This window comes from Candidatus Lokiarchaeum ossiferum, assembly GCA_025839675.1.
In the GTDB taxonomy this organism is placed as follows: Archaea; Asgardarchaeota; Lokiarchaeia; order Sigyniarchaeales; family Promethearchaeaceae; genus Lokiarchaeum; species Lokiarchaeum ossiferum.
Genome location: CP104013.1, coordinates 5782815 through 5804961, shown reverse-complemented (window position 1 = coordinate 5804961; position 22147 = coordinate 5782815). Strand labels below are relative to the sequence as shown.

Below are 22147 nucleotides of genomic sequence, written 5' to 3'. Positions count from 1 at the left end.
GCTGACTTTCATTATAGCGCATTGCAAACATGGTCTGCCCCAGAGAATCTTCGGCCACAAATTCTTGATAGGTGGCATAATTCGGTGTCCCAGAGGCGGTGGTGAACCAATAATCCATATTAGCCTCCGATACACTGGGATATTCGAGGAAGCGTCGTTCATCCTTCACACTTAAGATATCTGTGATTGATTGTACACCGTAGGCATCTCCCGTATAGGGGAGTACTTCTAAATACATATCGTTAATATTTTCCAAGGTATTGCCTTGGTCATCATTACTGGTTGCTGTGATACCCATGTCTTTACCGAACAATGTATACAAATACAGGAAAGACGATCCGAACATTCTGGCTCGAAGCGCCGAAGGATAGACGGTGGAAATGGTGACAATATCTTCCTGCCCTACCAAATACCCATGGATCAAGTACAACGGATAAATGGCGGTCACATCGCCACTGGAATGCAAAGTGATGTTGAGCTCCAGATTGACATCGCAACTATAGAAAGCCGACGGGATGAACGTACTTAAATCCTGCCAGAATCCTCCATCTACTTTCGAAAAATCGGAGGTGTTGAGAATCCAGGAAAGGGTGTGGATATTGGTAGGATCTGCCGATTGGTGTACTGTTAAAACAAGTTCCCATTCAAGAGATGTATAATCTAACCAGGGAAGTTGGGGACAGAGTGCTTGCCATTGTAGTTCCCCTCGCCAAGGCATATATACGTCGGGCACTACCAGCGACATTGTTTCACCTACTTGCAAACCGATATAAGTGGCATCTTGGGTGGCTTCGGTGCCATCATAGGTTGAATTGGTATAGATCGCCGTGCGTAGAGACTTATTTACATTTTCCCCAAGCACCATCCCCGTAAGTTGAGTAAAACGGGAATGTTTCTCAAATTGCGGATCATCGACATCATAGCTCATATTCCATTGATATCGTTCTACAGAGAATAATTCGGGGAAGGATAAGGTCACATTATATTCCTCACTATGATCAGGGGTCCATCCGCTTATTTGGTCTTTATCCAAGGAAATGGTAATTGCAGATTGATCAATGGTCGCTGAAACATACTCCTCTACATTATCTTCTCCAATTTTCAAGGAGACTTGCGGAATATCATCTTGTATTGACCCATTCAAATATTTCCATCCTGCTCCCGGATTTTGATTTAGATTATACCCATCATAGGAAACTTGCGGATATTTGGTAAGAAGTTCCGCCATGAGATCCCATTCATTTCCCGAATCATATAAAGTCGATTGTTTCACGGATAATTCAGTCAAAATAATCGCATAATCGCTGATTGGAGCGTAATTCGCCCAGCAATTTTCGAGAGTGGCATTATAAGCCATCGACAAGTAATATTCTGACCATATCTCATACCCCGCTGCGGTCATTTCAGCCGACCAATTCAGATTGGCTTCGGGATTATAGTCAAAGGCAACTTCCACGGAGAAATTCACGGGATAGCCGTCTTGGAATTTGAAGGGCACTTCGAAAGGAATGGCTTCAGTATATTCGGACAGATTATAACTATATTCGCCCCCTACCCGCCATCCATTCCACAAGAAATCGACGGTGATCAGATCCGTATAATTGTAGTTATCGGGGATTTCATTTAACGCATCTAAGGATAATTCCCCTGTAAGCGTGGGATAATTCGTATCAAATTCCCCAAGGATCGTCTCCCCCTCGGCCGTGGTTAAGGAAGTCGTACTGACCGTTTCAGGACCAATAAGTTCGGAGAGGGTTTGATGATGGGTCGGAGAATCCAACCGAGCCGAGTTCACACCTTTCAACAAAAGTGACGTTGATCCGGCGTGAGGAGCATTATAATAAATCGAGGATCCCCGCTCATAGGCATAATTGGCCGTATAGAACCCTGGGAGTAATCGATCAATGGCTGATCCAAGGGTATTTTCATTGCAAGTAAAGGTGGAGATCCCCAAATCATCGACCATTTCCGCCCATGGATATGCGAGTACTTGGGAACTATTGGCTTGATTCCAAATTTCCAATCCCAATTCCATCCAGTTATCTGTGGGAAGCCCCGTAGATTCAATGAAATTACTTTCTCCATGGACTTCGGGCAAGTAAGTGCCTTCCGCTATCAGGTCGGCTTCAACCACGGCGGCGGCGAGGTTAAAATTAGGTTCGTTGAATTCTTGATACCCCGCCACAATCATGGTATCTTCAGCCAGCATCGTGAGAATTCCTTCTCCCCAACTTCCACAATGGTAAGGGTCTTGATAGTTGGTACCCGTCCAGAAACCATTGGAAATCGAGGCCGTAGGGAGAATATCGTCACCTTCATAGACAAGGGCTTCTTTGCCAAAGTATTCGATAGGATAGGTGTACCCCAGACTTACTAAATCGGGCATTTTCATTTGGTCGGGGGAGAAGGATGCATCATAAAATACACGGAAATAGAGATTAATTTCATCTAAGGATCCGAGGGTCACCTTGAAAATCGCTTTGTAAAGTTCCGCAATTTCGGTCGTCATTTGGGGATCGAGCACCACTTCCGCCAATCCCTCCGCATCGGTGGTCACCATTCCATAGGCGAAGGGAGCCATGAACATAATTTGATCCATGGCTTCATCATAGTAGGGATAGGCAATCGGACGATCATCTTTTGCTTGGATGTATTGCCAAAATTTCAAGATATCGGGCGTTTCCGAAGTTTGGAATTCCATATAATCACCCCACGTATCTGCATAATTGTCAGACACACACATTAGTGGAAAATTGGGCGAATTTGGTGTAAATCCGACTTGATACCACAAGGGATACCCTGCACAAGGATCGGCATCAAAGGCATCGGAAACCTTCATGGAAAAGACTTTTTCATCCGAATATTGCAGATAACTGGCATACCCATTTGCCATTGCCGTCCAATTTTGCGCAAATCCTTCGCGAATTTCAATATCCAAGGCCGAAGGATTGACTTGGAGGAGAAATGGTTGCACTGTTGCATCATATAATGCATTTCCTTCGAATTTTACTGCCATACTATAGAGGCCCGGTGTCATTCCTTCCAAATTCCCATCTTCCGCGAGATCCACATCGAAGACAAAGACTTCCCCTTCTTGCAAGAAAGCCATCTCCATCCAATCATATTCTCCCGATTCGTTTAGCAACCCTAACAGCACATTCTCAAAGGTATAATTCCCCCAATAATAGTCTCCTCGAGTTCCTTCAGCAAATTCTCGCAGTAATGTCTGGGTGACTGATACATCTGTATCCGGTAAAAGAGGATAACGATCTGTAGTGAGAACCAGCCCAAAGAGGGAGCTCGAGCTATTGCGCTCCATCGAAAGGACTGAATTCGCCAATTCAATATGAGTGGGTTTTTTTGTAACGGTGAGGTCTGAGAGCAGTTCTCCCGAGAGGGTTGAGGGATATAATGCATTCCCTGAATAATTTAAGTGGAGATCCGTATATTCCCCAGGTAATGCGTTGATTAAAAAGGTCATTTCCGAGGCAATCCCAAGATCCATGGGGGTACCGATCGGAGTGGGATAGGAGTCGCCCTCATAAATTGCTTGGAGGAGGCAAAAATCATCGATGATTTCAGTGGTGGTAGGATTAAAACCCGTATCCCACTCGATGCCTTCCAAAGTATAGAGGTCTCCAAAAGTCATCGTAGTGTTGACCGTACTTGTTACCGTCAGCATAAATGGTTTTGGCTGAATGGTGAGGGGGTAAGCATAGGTTGTAATAGTGTTTCCTACTACACCCATATTGCATTGCGCGGTTAAAGCATAGGTCACCGACTCGACCCCACTTGGATTGGTCTCATAAAACATGGTGGCCTGATTCAGATGATCGAGGAGATAAATTCCTGCACACCCCAGAAGCTGATCCGAATTTGAAGGATCTTCTAAGGAGAAATCGGGATGAATGCCATTATCATGACCGATAATTCGAATTTGATCAATGGCACTTAGATTGAACAAGGAGTTCCGTGCTACCAAATTATAGAACCCAATATCAATTCCAATTCGGGACACCATCATATCTTGCCAAGGTGTTGGATTAGATGTTTTAACGGCCGCCAATAAGGTTTCAAAAGGCACCGTGTACGTTGTCACGATATCGGTGTCATTTTCGAAATGGGCGAGCTCCCGAAATTCAATTTCAATGGTCTCATACGTGGTCCCCATGTCGTCATGATAGGCACTCGGAATAATGACCTCCACATGGATTCCTTCAAAGGAATATAGGGAACTATAATCACTTAGATCCACTTGATCGTAGATTAAGGTAAGGGGATTTGCACTCCCATAATAAAATCGACGGAGACCATCCACTGCAAAATAGCGGTTTTCTCCCGCTAACGTGAATTCAACGGTATCAGAAGTGACCAGTTCCTCTTCAAGACCCCCATTATTTGCCAGAGCAAAATCTGTTCGGAGATCATCGGTCAATAAATTACTCGATTGAATTTGTCCTGAAAAATGACCGAAATTTCCTTGAATTGAGGTCTGAATATAGTTCAAGCCCTCAAATTTCAAATCCAATGGGAAACCTTCAGGTAAAGGTTCGCCAAAGCGATCGAGGACCTGACCAAACAATACCTCCCCTTCGTGACGGGATAAGGTCGTTTCTTCTTCCAAGTAAGTCTCATCGGTATAGAACGTAAGATCATAGGTGGAGGAGATGGTAAAGGCATACTCCGTAGGTATTTCACTATTGCCTGCTTGATCGACACTCCAGAAGCGAATTTTAAAGGCCCCATGATCAAAGCCGGAGGGGAGAATCACATCCTCCAGCAAAGAAATGCTTTTGAGATCCTCTTGGGCAAACGTAAACGCACAAATCGGAACATCGGTCACACTAGTAAACAGCATTTCTGTGGAGATTAACGTATTTGATTCGACTACGTCCAACGTCAGATTCGTGCGAAGGGAGACTTCCAGATCTTGCCAATCCCCTAACATCTGTAAGGTGGTACTGGGAGCGCTCCGATCGATTATCACCATGAGGTTTGCTTCGCCAGTTTGAGATTGACTATCGGTGGCAATGACTTTCATCACATGGTTTCCTTCCCCAATCAGAGGCGAAAGGGTATCCACCGTAAAGCTGAAATAATTGGAGCCTTGTGTAACGGATTGCGTTTCGACGAGCACATCATCACAATACAGGGCAATGGAAGTCAGATCATAGGAATAATCGACCACATGTAAAGTCATCGACGTTCCAAATTCGGGTAATTCTTGCGTTTGGCCATAGAAATTGGGATGGGGGGCGCCTAGATCCATGGATCCGAGGAAATATTGATCCAAGTAAGGATCCAAGGAATCGTTATTAAACGCACTAAGTTTCAAGGCAAAGGTCGCTTCATTCGGTTGCACGATGATCGCACTCCCATCATCGAAGAGGAGATCCTGATCCCCATCATCATCTAAATCGCCCAAGGTGAGATCGTGCACTTGGTTGGGGGAGACTTGTTCGCTGATGCGTTCATACACCACTTTGGCGGCGGAAATAAAATCGTCGGTGGCTTGCACACTCACCCGGATCGATCCGAGACGATTGTTGAGGAGACTAAAATGACTCACCAGCCGCCCTCTGAGCGAATAGCCTACGCCTTCCTCAAAATGCAAAAATTCGGCAATTTGATTGCGGGAATAGAGCGTGAGGGTTTGGGACACGGTATAGATTAAGTCATCGTCGATGACTTGCGCAGTAATCGTAGGGGAGCCAAAGAGATTTTTTAAGAGGTGTTCCCCTTGGGCAGTGGTAATTTGGCTTTCCAAGAAGAATTCCGCCGCTAACTGTCGCCAGACAAGCTTCTCATCTAAAATCGGTAATTTCACCCCTCCCGGCACAGTGGTAATATTGATGATGACACCCATATCCACCGAAATCGAGACAGCATCGAGGGCACTAGGATCGAAAGTTGTATCCCCAAGGGTAATGCTAAAGAGGTGTCGCCCATCATACATTTCATAGGCTTTCTCCCGTGATTCTACATCATTCGGATCTCGTGTATGAACGATCATTCCGGAAATTTTCCGAATGTTGACCTCCATGTGATGGTTGGCCTGCGGATAGGCTCCTTGATCGATAATAAACCGAAAAGCAAATTGATAATATTCGTCGTTGAGACTTTGGTCAAAGGTGCCCCATCCGTCGATTAAAGCATAGGTAAGGGCAAATCGCCCATCAAGGTAGGTGGTCCAATTCCAGCTTTCCAGATTCGTCCATCCGTTGGTAGGATGATGGATTTGGAGGTGGGTTTTGCCATTGTTATCACTAATCCATTGATTATACGTTAACCCGTGATCGGCGGTATCGAAGGCATTATACTCATACCAATTTCCAGTATCCCAGAGAAAATGATCCACTTCCCCATCAATTTCCAGCTGGAGATATTTTGCATTCTCACATTGGGCGATGGGTAAAGCCACCCCAAAAGTCTGTTCATAATATTGATCATGACCCGTCTCCCCATAAGTAATGGTGGTTTCGGTGGTCGGGACACTTCCCGCTTTCAACGAGAAATCGAGTGTGGAGGCAGGTAACGCACACAAGAGATGCCAAACTCCTTCCGTCTCACTCCAGAACGAGTAGGAAATGCGATAAGTACGCTCTGAACTGAGATAACTGGCAAAATTACTCGATTTTGTGGTGATAGTTAAAGCAATATCCTCGGGTATGACTCCATTCGGGAAGGGATGAGTCTCAGAATCTAGATCAATATAGGCATTATTATTCATAATTACATCCCCTTCATCATACTGAAGTGCTAGCGTAATCTCTGATGCTTCTGTAGGAGCAGAAGAACTAATGTCCTCGACGGAAATTCGAATAGGGAGTTTTTCTACTTGATCATCATTGTAAAGGGCTTCCAAAGCATCATATGTTTTTTCAGTATAAATTGTTGTTGGAAAATCCGTTCGAGCAAGATTACTAAAGCGATATTCATCATATGTACCTAAGGCCGCGCCTACAGAACTACGATATCCGCATTGTCCAATTCCCACATGAGTCGAAGTTCCCCAACAATCCAAAAAGAAATTGGCGGGATCACCATCATCGGGATTTGAACCCACAAGATTTCCATTAATATAAAGATAAGCACCATCTCCATCCTTCCACGAATAGGCAATATGGTAGATTTCATTCTCATTCAATACTGGATCGGAATAAGTCCAACCACAGAATTTTCCGACATTTCCCACATCTGTATAATGTCCTGCTTGTATTTTTCCATTGTACATATACACCATCAACCCTGGATATCCACTGGAATCTGAGGTCATAATAGCATAGAGTGTATTGTCCATAGGGACGGTGCTAGGGCGAAAATAGCATTCAGCCGTTCCTTCATAGGTAAATTCAACATTATAATCGTATTTAGCATAGGATCCAGCACTTGGTAAAATGATTGATTTTGAACCCACAATTTCCTCTCCTGAGGTCGTATAAAGAATTCCTGAGGTATGAGTGGCAGATGTAGAGCCTTCGAAATGATCTAATCGAACGGTATTAGAATCACTTTCCAAAGATCTTACTTGAATATCGCCTTCCAAAGGTGCTGAGTAGGCAGTATATATCAAGTCAGGACATGTGAGATCCAGAAGTACTCTCGTCGAATAAGTGGCATCAAAATTGGAAGGGGGATGGAAAATATCAAATTCATTCTCTAGGATGGGAGATCGATCAATGGGGATTTCTAAGATCTCAAATCCAGTTTGATCGCATTCAAGACTTGACGAAATGCGCGAGAGTAATTCCGCTTCAATTTGTGATGCATCGATTCTTAAGGTTGGGATAAGGGCATACCCGTCATACACAAATTGCGAGGGATGGGTAAATTCCAGAAGGAAAGACACGCGCATGAGAACAGATCCTTCAGGCGAAAAAAAAATCGAAAGGGAAGATGGAGTTAGACTTAACTCAATATTGTAGGCAAGTGTGCTTTGTTGAACGATATTTGCTCCTGAATAAGCATTCCATGTATTTCCCCCATCAATAGACGTATGAATTAATATATTTTGTGCTGATAGAACCGCTGGATTGTAATTCAAATCGGTGATAGTTCCGGCAAAAGTACGACCGTACATGTCAATTTCGATCGGAATGGTGAGCCGATAATTTAACACATCCTCAATGTCGCCAAGTTCTCCTCGATTAATAGTAATATCTGCTTCGAAAGGCACTTTGTTATAGCAATTATTCCATTCGATGGGATAATTACTTGGATCCGCTTCATTCTCTAAGTTAGGAATGCATTTAACCGATAATGTTCCATAATCGGTATACAAAAATTTAACCCCTACTCCGATTTTATTACAACCTTCCCCATTCACATAGCCTTCTTTCAGATCAACATTAAAGGCAAAAATTGCCACTCCTGATCCATATCCTTCTGAATAACAATCGACATTAACAGATCTCAACAGATTATTGTCGCTGTAGTAATAAATATAATAGTTCATGATTGATCCATACCCATACCCAGGAGTTCCATGGCGACTGATATGCAATGTTGCGGGAAGAGCCGAATAGAAATCAAAAGTACTTCCTGCTATTGCATACATTGAATTTCCCGTTTGCACCAAAGCATTGTTAGGATAATCTCCGAGTCTCGATAGGAGGGATGTAGTGGTAACTGGAGTGTCTGCAAAGAAACTTTGGGTGATATATCCATTAGCATCATACCCCAAAGTGTCCGAAGTCACTTGGTTCACCGTCAATGCTTGCAGATCTCCTGCGGGTGAATATCCCGCCGTATTGGGTTGCAAAATCCGCGCAATTTGAGTCACATCCCCACTAGTAGTCAAGGTTGCAAGGGAAATGAGGGGATTAGGATTTTCTGAATTTACCCCTTCGATTACAAAAGGACCTTGAGATAATTGTTGCATTTCTGATCTTGATAATACCGTATCGTAGAAACGTAAGTCATCCAATTTTCCATCGAAATGATAAGCTGTTTTTACACTATTGGGTACTCCTAAGGTCAATTCAGTGTGAAGGTCCGAAAAAGAAGCGCTCGTTGGAGTAGTGTCCGATAACGTTAACACTCCATTTTGATAGTAATCCAAAGTAAATCCATTCCATGTGAATCCGATATGAATCCATTGATTCAAGGGCCAATCAGGATATACTATCCATTGTTGATTTCCATCATGAAGAAGGATGAATTCGTTGCCATTTTGGTAAGAAATGGCAATCCCACGACTACTCGTTTGACCCCCGCTTGAAACCATATAGAGACCTCCCTCAATATAAGCCCACATCGATAAACTTATTTCTCCCGTAATCGAAGGATCGCTTATACATGTACCCGCCACATTTTGAACAGTAATATAATCATTCACACCATCAAAATTTAGGGCACTATTGGGACAATTAAATCTATCGACCGTTGGAGATGCCCCTAAAACGGTTCCAGAATAAGATCCCAAAGCATCCACAGCATTTCCATCAAGTTTCCAATGAGTTAGTTCTGATCCAAGTTCCCATGTGTCAGTTGATAATTGCTCCGAGGTGTATCCTTGGGGACCACTCATTTTCAAGTCGGGAAGGGTGAGTGAGATGAGATCAATTTCAAAAATGTACGGCATGGCAAAGTTACCATTGTCAATGAGGACTTCGATTTTGCCGATTGAACTCGCAATATCATAGAGACCCGTCTCTGCTACTTCATCACCCCAAAAACCTGATGTGCCGGTGATAGAAACACGTTCCACATCATAAAGGTCATAAATTTTAATTTCTTTAATTTTCAACCAGCCCAGTGAACCACCATCCTCAAATTGCCATTGAAGCGTATAGGTGGTTTCTTGACTTAAATCCAATTCATCGAAATAGAACTCGATCCCAAGTTGGGAAGTTTCATCATGGTGATCGGACCTGATTTCGAGCACTTCATTATCAATGGCCCTTATATCTGCAATCGAACCACTTTCTAAATGCAATCCATCATCCAGCTTCACCCGATCGGGGGAATATATATTTTCCAGAGTACCTCCCATCGAGGTATAGGATAATTCTCCACGTATTTCTGTAATGGTTGTGTCATCCAGAGCACCGAGATCAGTATATTCATAGAGACCATTTTGCGTATAATAGCCTTCCATATCTTGACTGGTAGAAATATCTTCTACCGCTGTCACTGTTGGATCGTCTAACACATCGATCATGTCCACCCCTGCATCGGTGGCGATAATGGCCCGTCCTCGGTTATCCATATTCACATGACCAATGGCGAGGTCATAAATTTGAGCTATGTCCGAATACGCTTGAGCTGCGATGAACTCCCAGGACTGTGTATTCAGATTCCAGTTGCCTTGAATGACATCAATGCCTTGATACCCATAGACTCCAAAGAGGAGTTCATTGGAAGAGTCTAGATCTAAATTGCCCACCTCTAGTTTTGGCACTAAGGTATATTCACTGGTGAAGATTTCGGTCCAGTGATCCTCCTTATGGGAATAGATACCGTGGAGAGTTACTATCGTTAGATCCTCCGAATCCCCAAGGGGAAGGCTAGAAAATGCCGTGATCGATTCTCCTTCCGGAGCATAGATCACTTGCTCCAGCGAAAAATCGCCCGTTGGAAGGGATTCCATTACGAGGATTCGATCGGTAAAGAGAGGAGAACTAGATCCCAAAAAGAGGTGAGTACTATTCGTTCCCATGGAAACGCCTTCCACCGGTTGCGAGAAATCTGCGGCCCATTGGGAAAATTCAAATTCTCGATATTCCCAATCTTGGGTTGTGCGATTAAAGGAAGCCACAATCAACCGATCGGCCGTGAGTAAGAGTAATTCATCATATCCATCTCCATCAAAATCCACCACTTCCACGTGTTTTGCGGGGAGGTCTGCATACGTATCGATATCATCAAAGCGACTCCACTCAAACACTGTGGTTGGATCATGGGAGAAAAGATGAATCCTGCGATCCGTTCCACAGGTAATAAAAGCAACTTGATGGGAATCTGTCGCGTTGAACTTTCCGCAGACAGCAATATTAGTGGTATCGATGGCACAAGATGTGATACTTCCATCGAGACTCACATAAGATATAGGAATACGGAGATTTTCGAGGTCGGTAAATTCTAAGGGCAGATTCCCACCCCACTCTATATTGACAGAGTTTCCGGTGGTCGAATCAATCGTAATCACATCCGATCCGATGGGCACAAACATGCCTCCATTTTGAATATTCAACGTAACATTGATAATCGCATTGGCATAATCTTCATAAAAATTTTCAAGGCTTCCAGTTAGCACCGCATTCTCATCCCGATCCATATAATAGACCGCTTCAACCTCCGTTAAGGAGATATATTGCGGTAAGATCGTACACGGTGTCGAAGTGGGGATTTGAGCCATATTACCCGCTTCATCGGTGATTTCTAACCAGAAGTAATTGGTTTGGCCCTGATACTGAACGACATCCGCGAAGTCCAACCGATAGAGGTATTGATCTGTGGTCCAATCATATTGCAAGGTGGCATACCCTAAAAAGTCAGTAGTAGAAAATCCCCCCACCCCTGTTTGGAAATAAAAGGCTACTTGTTGGATTGGACTATTTGAGGTCGCTAGGACATCTAGGGTAATTGTGTCACCTCCAAAAGTGGTGGTGGTGGCAGGAGTAAGAAATTCACCCACGGGGGCGGATCGATCGATAAATAATTGGATTGTATCGGAAGTAATACTCCCTCCTGCGGAGCTGATCTTTATGCAAAGATCATACACTTCCCCATCCCCTAAACTTGTCGTATCATAGAGTAGTGCTTCCATTACAGAAGGAGAATTGAAGGGGTAAGAAAGAAGCGAGCCAACTAGATTACCTTGGTGTTCTACCCAAAGATCGATGGCTGTGATATTCGATTCACTATCTTGGGCGTGAATCTCCAGCTCGACGACATTATTGCAATACATAATTGTTTTGTACTGGACCCAATCGTTCAAGGCATATTGGGATGTACCATTAATATAAATACCATCTTGAATAAATACGGGAGCAGTATTGTCAACAATAATGACCCGAGATACGCTGGTTTGATACCCATTACTAAACACAACCGTTGCTTCGACAATTTGGCTCCCTTCGGGCAGTTCATACGTATCTAGAGTAAAAATCGCCGAACGGGTGATCCAGTCCACCGTATAACTTTTATTCACTAGGGGATATTCCATCCCATTAAATCGTAGATAGACTTCGCATGGTGAAGTCGTGGTAGGAGTCTCCCCTAACCACGTGATCATTACTGTTTCCATCTCTGACCATAGATCCCCTTCCGTAAAGTTGCAGTTGGCATCATGTGGAAAGTGATTATCAATCACGAGTCCATAAGGATCATACCATGTATTGTCTGAGGTTAGGAGATGATTGGGAATTTGTAATTCTTCCACAACGTGATCGGGATACGAAACTTGATGTAGACGGGAAATAACAGATCCATCGGTTTGGATGATTTGATAATTCACATAATAGGTTTCTTCGGTAATTCCTGCGAAGGAGAACTGATATTCTGTCTGAGAGGTAGAATTATATAAGATCTGGGATCGCATGGGTAGTCGTGAGCCATCAGCAAAAGGTGTCGCATATGCCTTCTTTTCCACTTGGGGGGCCAGATAAATGACATACCCCGTTAAAGTGGAAAAATCAGTAATTCCATTTTTTGAGAAATAGAAGAAACCATGACCCTCTCCTGTAGAACTGGCCGTAACTGTTAATTCGACCTTCTGCCACGTCCCTTTTTTCGCTAAATTATAATAGGACGTCCCAGAAATAACACCTTCACATGATATTCGTGCCCAATCTCCATTAAAATCTTCAGAGACATAGATCCATGCTGAAAACGTGAGAATCTCCCCCATTGTTAGGGGTTCATATGCTAGTACTCGGGTATAGCTATAAACATTGCTGCTCCACGTCGAGGGATTGCATGTGGAATCCATTTTGTATCCTTTCGCAGCAGGCAGATTCTTGTTCAAATCAGGCAGATCAAGATAGGGAATGGTTGTATGGATTCGCAAAGAATTCCAGGCTGGAAGGGCATCGGGATCCGTCGGATGATCAATTAAATTCTCGGTTGCTTCCTCATAGTCGCTTAATGACCATGGAGCTAAGAAACTGGCCGTAATGTCTGTATAAAGCAGCATTTCAACACTCACCACTTGATCTCCAAGATTGGATAAAGTAAGGTTTAACCATTCATCACTTCCGATGGTTGGCACCGGAGTATTAGCTGGGAGGTTTAAGCGAGGTTGCACAATATTTAAATCAACGGTGATAAGTTCTGCATTAAAATTCTGATCAAAAGCCCGTACAATAAAAGTATATTGCCCATCCCCGTCATATTTCGCCCAAAACTTGTTCATTTTCGCGGGATTGAAGATATATGTACCATCAGATTCGGAGGTAATGATAAAACCAAGAAAATTATCCAGCATGGAACTATCTCCCGTGGTTTCAAAGTCCATAATCGGGAAGTAAATTTGCCTAGGATCTAGATTTTGAGGGATTTCTGAAAGCCACACTTCCAAGTATCGGATTCCAGAAGCCACATCATCCCCAACATAAGTCATATTTACATCAAATACAGGATTGCCAAAATCAGTAATATTTAAAACAATATCACATCCTTCGGTCCAGAGGGCGGACGCATCTGGAACCGTATAATTCAAAAATTGAGGACCAATGTGATCTGGAATTTGCACACAGGTAAACGTGCGGGTTTGCGTATAGATCCGTCCTGCAAAATCTTCAGTAGTGATGGTCCATGCACATTGTGGGTTGAGTACATAGGTATTCACAATTGTATTGGATATGGCTTCGGAGAGATTGAATCCGAAGTCGACTCGATGATTGGGCAAATCTTGCCCCATATCAAAAGTTAAATCTTCCGTCACCAGATCATCAAACATGACCATATTAGTTAAGGCAATCGAGCGAATATCACGGTCAGGCACATACATCGAAAAATTCACATAATTACATTGATCGGGTAAAATTACCAGTTGTTCGTTATCCGCAGGAGAAACAATTTGGAACGTGGGGAGATTGTTTTCCAAGAAATACAGAGGCGATACACTTTCATCTCGTAATCCGACATGATCAGTAATGCTTGTTCCGAGCTGAAAATACCCATCGGGAAAACCTTCCAGATTAATTGTTGGAGTATATGTTGCTAAATCATCCGAAAAATAGGTTCCAAACACGACTTTTTCGGGAGTTTCCCACGGTACATCGTATTCATTGGTTGCGAGCTCCGTTAAATGCGGTTTGATAGTCCTTAACATTAGATCATAGGCACTACTCAGTTGATCGGTAGTTAAATAGGAAAGTAACAGGCTCAAGTTTGAGGCAAAGTCTGTTTGAGCGGAGGTCATTTCTTCATTGAAATATGTGTTTGAAAGGCCATTCACATTCCACTCGGTCACATATTGAAGGTAGTGATAATCACTTCCAGATAACGAAGGTAAGGTGCTCCAAGTTATACCATTGGCAATCATTTTATCAATGGCAAAGAGCAAACCATTTGAAATATCTTGGATCCAATTAAAGCCATCAACCCCACGGTCATACGAAATGGCGTTATAATCCAACCATCCATCCGCATCACTTTCCCGATGGTAAAAAAGCCCATAATATTCGAGATAAGCTAAATCCGCGGTATTATTGTGGGAAATATCCAATGAGATCTGGGTTTGATCTTGAATTAAATTTATGGGTTGACTAAGCGAGACTACGGGTATTTCATCCAAAGAAGTCTCAATCGAATCGCTACTCACGGAAACGGAAGGATCGAATCCAAAAGTGATCTCGGGATTGTCATTATCCACATACAACCGATAGGTCCAGGCTTGGCTATAGCCATTTACAGTAAAGGTGAAGGTAAAGGTCTCCATTTGCTGTTCATATTCACCAAACAGCATAGCTGAATCCAGTTCCACATAATACTTATCTTCGGGAGATTGAGAGAGACTCGCATACTCCCCAAGACGGGTGGATAAAGTGATATTATCGAGATTGATAGCACCGCTCGAAAAATTGAATGGAATTAATCCCGAAACAAGCCCTGTATTATTCGTAGGTGTTGGCAATGTAAATTCCGGATTAAACCGAGAGACGGTGAGATTTCCCAGTTCAATGATGCTGGCGGTGGCTTCATCCCACGTTTTATCCAAACAAACGGCGCGAAAATCGAAAGTCCCCACATCTAACATAAAGGGATCAAGGAGAAAGCCATATTCGGTGAGATTCCCTTCCACATTTGTAAAAGTATAATTGGAAAGGAAAATGGGATTGGTCCATGATCCTGTAGCCGAACTAATGGCTTCAAACCGGACTTGCATGATATCGGGAGCTTCGGATATGATAGAAATGTTCGTGGGATTACAGAGGATGTTATCGATCGGCTCCCAATCGGGCACTTCTAATACAGGACGCTCATTATCAATACATACTATCACTAAGGAGGTGTTGATCGTCGAAAAATGATCTCGTAATTGCACCATGAGATAAAATTCATCATCATTAGGGGGGAAGGCGGGATTGGTGGCCGTATTGAATTGCAAGGTAAAGAGCCAGTTGTTATGGACCGTAGTCTCAGCAATGGATTTCCAACTGAGTCCATCTTGAGAGCCTAATAAACGGGTTGAAATCACATCATGACTTTGCGCTTGAATGGTAATCATTTCGGTGCCAAATAACATATCACCAGTTTGAAGGTTGACAAAAGCCCCCGCTGGAGGAAGATCAATAAGGGTTAACTGGGTGTTGAGAATTTCCACTTGGGCTTCAGGACATTTACCGGTGCTGGTGGCTTGAATTTCTGTACGATAGTACATACGATAATAGGATAAGGACGGGTCTCCATCCCCAGTATAATCGGCAAACAAGGTATCCAAATCGAGGGTAATTTCTTCAAGGGAGAGACTTAACATCGTGGTATAGGATAATTCACATGCATAGATTTGGGTGGTATATTCAGAAATCCAATTCATCCCATCTTTAATATACAGATCAAAGAACATGGTTACATTCAGAGTCGCGGAATCGACGGTTGCAGACGAGACGGAAGGTTTTAGAGTAATCGTGAGAGTTCCGTTGAATAATGTATCCCCAAGGCCTTCGCCGTTGGTGATGGGGGTTATAATAGAGGTCTTACCCGTAGCCCCTTCGGAGACGGGTTGTTCGGGTATTTCCATCACGAGAGCATTTCGGGAGGATTCCGACGATTGTTTTTTAGTAGGGATAACTTTCAATGTTTTAGATGAAAAGCGAGTCTCTTGGAGAGGTGGAGTGTGGGAATAGCGCAATCCAGGAATCGCCGAATAAAAACTATCACCTTCCCCGTCGATTGTCGAAAAACGTAATCGAAGCAACCAGTTGGAATCATAGCCTTCCGTTTGAATGAATAGGCGATGCCATCCCGCGGTAACCCCATTTTCAAGATTGATGATATCCTGCTCATCATCGGAATTTTTCCCGAGAAATCGCTGGACGTGATTGTAACAGACCTCTCCATCATCCCAAACTATCCGAGATCCGTCTTGCGAGCCCACTTTCAAATATACATTCGGTTCATATTGAGGAAAATAGACATACATCATAACGTATGAACAAAGATAATCATCTGCCCCATAATATTTGTCAATCTCAAATAATTCTTTTGCTGATGTATATTCTACCCATTGAGATTCATTATTCGACCCTGCAATCGGAACTTCTTGGGGAATCACATAATCACCGGGGGCATAATCGTGGGTCCAATCGATATGACTTCCGTTAATCGTAGGGTAAGCATTCCAATCAGTGCCGCATGCAAAAGGAACATCAGTAGTCATCCAATTGCGGAAATAGCCCATACTATCGGGCGTATAGGTGGTTACATCTAAGAGTTGATCTCCAATTTCAGGCATAATATCTACCATCCACGAATACATAGTCGAGTTACCTGTCGTGGATCCTTCCACGAGATCGGTTATAATGGAATTATTTACGTCCAATGTAATTTCAGTAAATAAACTGCGATATTCATCCGATTTATCAGACGACAAAGGATCTCCAGGTACTTCGAACCAGACTTGAAGGAGAAAGTGATCGATAGGCTGGCCTTTAAAGGCGTTGAGATCCGTGGTAAGTTGAACTACTGTGGTAAGATCTTGGACATTGCTGGCCGAAGCTAAGGGAATAGATGACAAGTACGTCTGATCTATGAGCTGTGGGATTACTCGGATCGAATAGCTATACGCACCATTATTCGCTTCAACGACGTAATGGGCCAACTCGAAGTTTGTGGTTAAAGTTAGGTTTGATGCGGCCAAAGATGGATCGGTAAAATCCACAGGGGAAGGTAAAATAAATTCTCCTTCACTTTTGATCGGGCCATTGGCGAACTGAGAATCGACTCCCGAGTGCACATAAAACATGGCTTGGGATCCTCCCCTCCGAAATTGCATCGGTTGAGTTTCTTCTAACAAAGTCATGGATTGAAAATCGTCGAGGGAACTGGATGATCCCCATTGGGCATAATTATAATCAATATCGAAGGAAATGGATCTTAATAAGAAGTATAATTCATCAGCATCATCCCAAGTCGCATTATGCCAGAGGGGATTTATGCGAATTTGAAGGGCAAGCCGAAATGCACGGGGAACCGTGAAGTGGGCAAGGTTGAAGTCTATTGTCTTTGTTTGCATGGCCACAATATTTCCATCGAACAAGGATCGTTGTTCTAAAATTGTGAAATCTTCATCAAAAAGGATTATATCCACATCAAAAATATTAGAATTTTCAAAGACATCCGCAAAGGAATTATAATCTTGTTTCGTGCCAAAAGTGATACTGGTGGATGCAGATTTCGCCCCATCAGCATAATAATAAATGCTTGGGCTGTAAAGCATTGTTTCTAGGGGATTCATTGAGGTCGATCCAAAAAAGAGACAATCGGAGGAATCCTTAACTCCATAGGCATAATACGTGGAATTAGTCTCGCTCCGAATAAACCCGTTATAGCCCGTCTCTCCCGCTTCCCATGAAAAATAGCGATATAAATTCGTTACCGTATCGATGGAGGAGGAATTTGAATAGGTGTCCCCTGAAGACGTATAATTTGCCAAATCTTCAGGCTGAGTATAATCGTGGGCAGAAATGAGGGATTGCGCATCCAAGTAATCGCTGGCGTGAGTTTCCTCATAATAATCATTTCCTTCAAACGTCCACCGAGCACCTTCCGTAAAATTCAGAGAGGTACGCATGGTCACAAACTCATGATCCCCAAATTGTCCTGTTGTACCAATCGTCACGGGATCATAGCCTGTCATTGACGGGGATTCGACGATAATCGGTTCCGCACTGACATATCGTCGAGGATTATACGCATCCACCAACTGTGTCTTATAATGGAGATCAAAGCGAAAATAGGCGGTTTCATTGAGACGGCGAGTCACCGCAAAAATACCTTTATCTTGATTATCAACGGTTTGATCAAAGGTAAAAACAGCGTGGGCTTTGAAGACATTGAGCATAAAAGTTTCGGAATAGCCATAAGTGGAATAGAGGGATCCCACATCTTCCGTGATGACCTGAACGCTATAATTTTGATCGGGTAAAAATCCGAGGGTGGGCGATATGGCTATCTGATGGGACCGAGCCCCTGCCACCTGAAATTGGCGATGTTCATAAATCACCGTCCCATCGGTGAGATTTTTAATTTGCACGACTTGATAGGCATCATAGTCACAGGTCCATTCGAGAGTCAACCAATCATACAATAAAATTCCAAAGGTTAAGGGATCGGTGTAACTGGTTTGATTTTCAATAGTTGGGTAAATCATGGATAACGATAAGTCCGAAATCGGGTTGAGGGGACTAGGGGCAGCCTGAGCTTGGATAAATTGTGGGAAACCGAAGTTAAGGCCCACCAAGAATAAGGTGATGAATCGAAACCGAATTCGCTGAACCGAGGTCATTTTTGGATCGGTTTTGCGATGGTGAAACCAAAACATCGCCATGAGTGCAAAGATGAAAAGACATCCACTCAATAGAAGGAAGAGTTGATTTTCTAAAGGAGTACTTTCCAAGGCTTGTTTAAAGAAATTTGGTGTGGCTAAGTTTTCTACCAATAATGTTTGGGTTGAATTTTGGAAGAGGTGAAAATCATGGATCGTTGAACCGCCTTCACCATCGGTGACTTGGAACATAATATCATTTTGACCTTCGTGGAATAACCGAGCGGGGAGAGTCAGATTTAATCGATAAACGGTGGCCTCCGAATTCATCTCACTCGTACTCGGAAAGCGATTTTGGAGATCCTTTATGGAATACCCCTCCCCATTAATCGTCAAATTTGAGGTGAAGTTGGAAAGCAAATGCGAATCGTGGACTTCGAAACGAAGGGTGTGAAAAGTTCCATCGGTTGTAGCAATGGATTCATTAGTATGGGTTACCTCCGGATTTAAATTGTCCATGACATATACGATGATCGTCTGATAGGTTTTGAGTTTGGAAAGTGTGGCTATGCATTGCAATGTATATTGATACTCATCACAGGACATGGAGGAAGTATTGATCTCCTGAGAGACATGGGCAAAATTTTCATAGGCAGTATTTGCAATGAGTTCTTGATCACCCAGTCGCACATCATAAAATCCTGTGCGTCGGGGATCGGAAATCGTGAAATCTAATTCTACGACATCCCCTTGTTCAACGTACAGAATTGATTGAGGGGTGGTCACTTCGGGGGCCAGATCCATGACAATGGTAAAGGTTCCATTATCCCAGATAGGGGCTCCCAAACCATCCTTCACACAAAAGGCGTATTGATAGGTTCCAACACCCAAGGAAGCAATATTATAGTGGGAGGTGAATTGATCTGGGTTGGTGAGGGATTGGGATAAGTTGCCGTTTTCGCTGGTCACCACTTTATTATCGTGGTAGATGCACAGGTCATACACAGGGGTGAGTACTGATGGGTCTGTGATCCTCCAGCGTAAGGTAGCATCCATATTGTCATCTTCAAATTGCTCAGGTGTTGGGCTGGGATCAATAAAGGGGAGAGTATTCACGACGGTTACCCAACAATCTTCTACCACTGATTCGTGGCGAGGAGTAGTGATTTGTAATGAAATGTAATGTTTCCCTTCGGGTAAATGGTTCAGAGGCAAGTCCAACCCTTGAGAGGGTCCAAGGGTCCCTTCTTGAAAGATTTCATTATTGACCAGAACAGCATAGGAAACTGATTGGAGCTGATGCGTTTCCACAGCAAATGAAAGCATTTCGGGAGAGCCCAATTCCATGGTGAGATTCGCCATAGGAGAAATGTTTACAGTTGTTGTTTGTTGGTCCGAGAGTGTAATGGAAGGCACACAAGCAATCAAAAATAAGACGCTCACGAAGGGCATGATTCGTCGGGAAAACGGTGAAGAAAGAGCTGACGACGAAGATATAGGATTTTTTTTAGGAATTAGAGGAATGGCTAGTTTGGAAGGAGAAGCCTTTGGCGTCTGATGTTGTTTGCGTTTATTTCTGGCGATATTTTCCCTGCGGATTTCTAAGGCTTTCAAAAATCCGTAGTAATAATCCCATTTTGTCTTTCGTTCTACTACTTTCGGTTGGTAACTTGTATCCTCATCTAAGCTTGAAGAAAAGATATTTACATCTACGGGCGAGGTCTCATGTTTCTTTGGGTCCCCCAATAAGAATCCTGGAAGGAGGCCTCCCCCTAGGAGAAGAGCCAAGAAGGGGATCAAGGGTGTCGACAGTTTGAACTGAAGAAGAACCAAGACCATACTCCCTAAAGCCAGTATTGCCATGCTGACTTGTAATCCCTTGTAGAGAGTTTGGCCACAAAGACTTTGGAAAAATAATATCCACTTCGGAGCGGTTCTCTCATCAGAGCGCTGAGAAGTGTGTTTGACTTTATGATGTCGTTTTTTTCGTCTCCAGGAAGTCTGTATGCTACACTGGATCTCGTGAAATTCTGATCCGATGGCTTGAACGAGGAAAACCCCTTCTTTCCCAAGATAATAGGGAAGGCGAAGGATGTGGGAGATCAACCAAAGCTGTGCCCCTAAAACCTCACACAGCTGAGACTTGGCTTCTAATCGAAGCCAAAGGGATTTGAAATGGACATATTTCGTAGTAATGGCTTCTTTGGTGTGGAATGTAAGAGATGATATGTGATCGTTAATACGGGACTTGCTCTGAAGGCATCTCCTTCGGATGACCAGTCCCTTTTCATAGCTTCGAGTTGATTTTAGTAAGGAGATTATCCAATTTTTTTTTTGCTGCAGATAAATTTTCCCCTTGTGACTCTGGACTTTCCTCCATTGGATCAGATTTGTCCTTATTTGGATGATTTTTCCTCCGATATAGCGCATTGCTGGAGAGAAAATATTCCCTATGGTCTGTATTGTGCTAAGAATCTTCCTTCGGAGAAGTAAAAAGGGAGAACAAATACGCCTCCAGAGGTTGTGTCGAAAGGTTTGATGTTTCAGAAAGTAGGGTTTCCACACAATGAGCCCGAGTGTGCCATAATAGGCAGTTCCAAGGACAAGGGAGGCAATGTAGCCGACCGAATGATGAAATGCCCCTTGTAAGTGGGGAAACAGAAAGATAATGGTGATTAATGGAACAACGGCAAAAAGAGTTAAGAAAAAGGAGCAGGGCCCATTTTTCCTGGAGGGGAGGTTGGTCTTCAAGTCGGGCGGGAGTTTGGGTGATTTTTTGGGTGGATCTTTCGGAGGTGAAGAAAGGGTTGGAAACGGAACCGGATCAAAAGGTTCGTCCACAATACCGTCATAATGGAGCTGATAGGGTTCAGATTCAATGTGACTCGCTACCCGTTTAGTCTTGACGGGGACTTTTAAGAGGCGATCAATGCGGTTTTCCGACAGAGGAGGCGTGATCGATCGCAGATAAGCCCGGTTGACAAAGCGAGTTTTTTTACTGTAATAGGGATGTTCTAATGGAAGTTTATAGGCTTGAACAAGTTCTTCCAAGGAGAAGGAGGCTGGATCCTTGGAACATCCTAAGAGGTGAAGGGAAGATCGAAATTTCGTAAGGTCATGTTCTTGGGTATTGATGGCGAGGGGGGTCGGTTCTGGACCCTTAAGGGAGAATGGGGGGACATTTCCCTTCGAGCAAGTTGTTTTAGATACCAT

1 protein-coding gene (running past one end of the window) is annotated in these 22147 nt (G+C 43.4%); it reads right to left on the bottom strand.

Translation table 11 applies throughout. From position 1 onward, the window contains the following. Positions 1–22147, bottom strand: partial view of a LamG-like jellyroll fold domain-containing protein gene (locus NEF87_RS24645; protein WP_457917933.1) — the 5' portion only. 6932 nt of this gene lie to the left of the window's left edge; only the first 22147 of its 29079 coding nucleotides appear in the window; its start codon is at positions 22145–22147; its stop codon lies beyond the left edge, outside the window.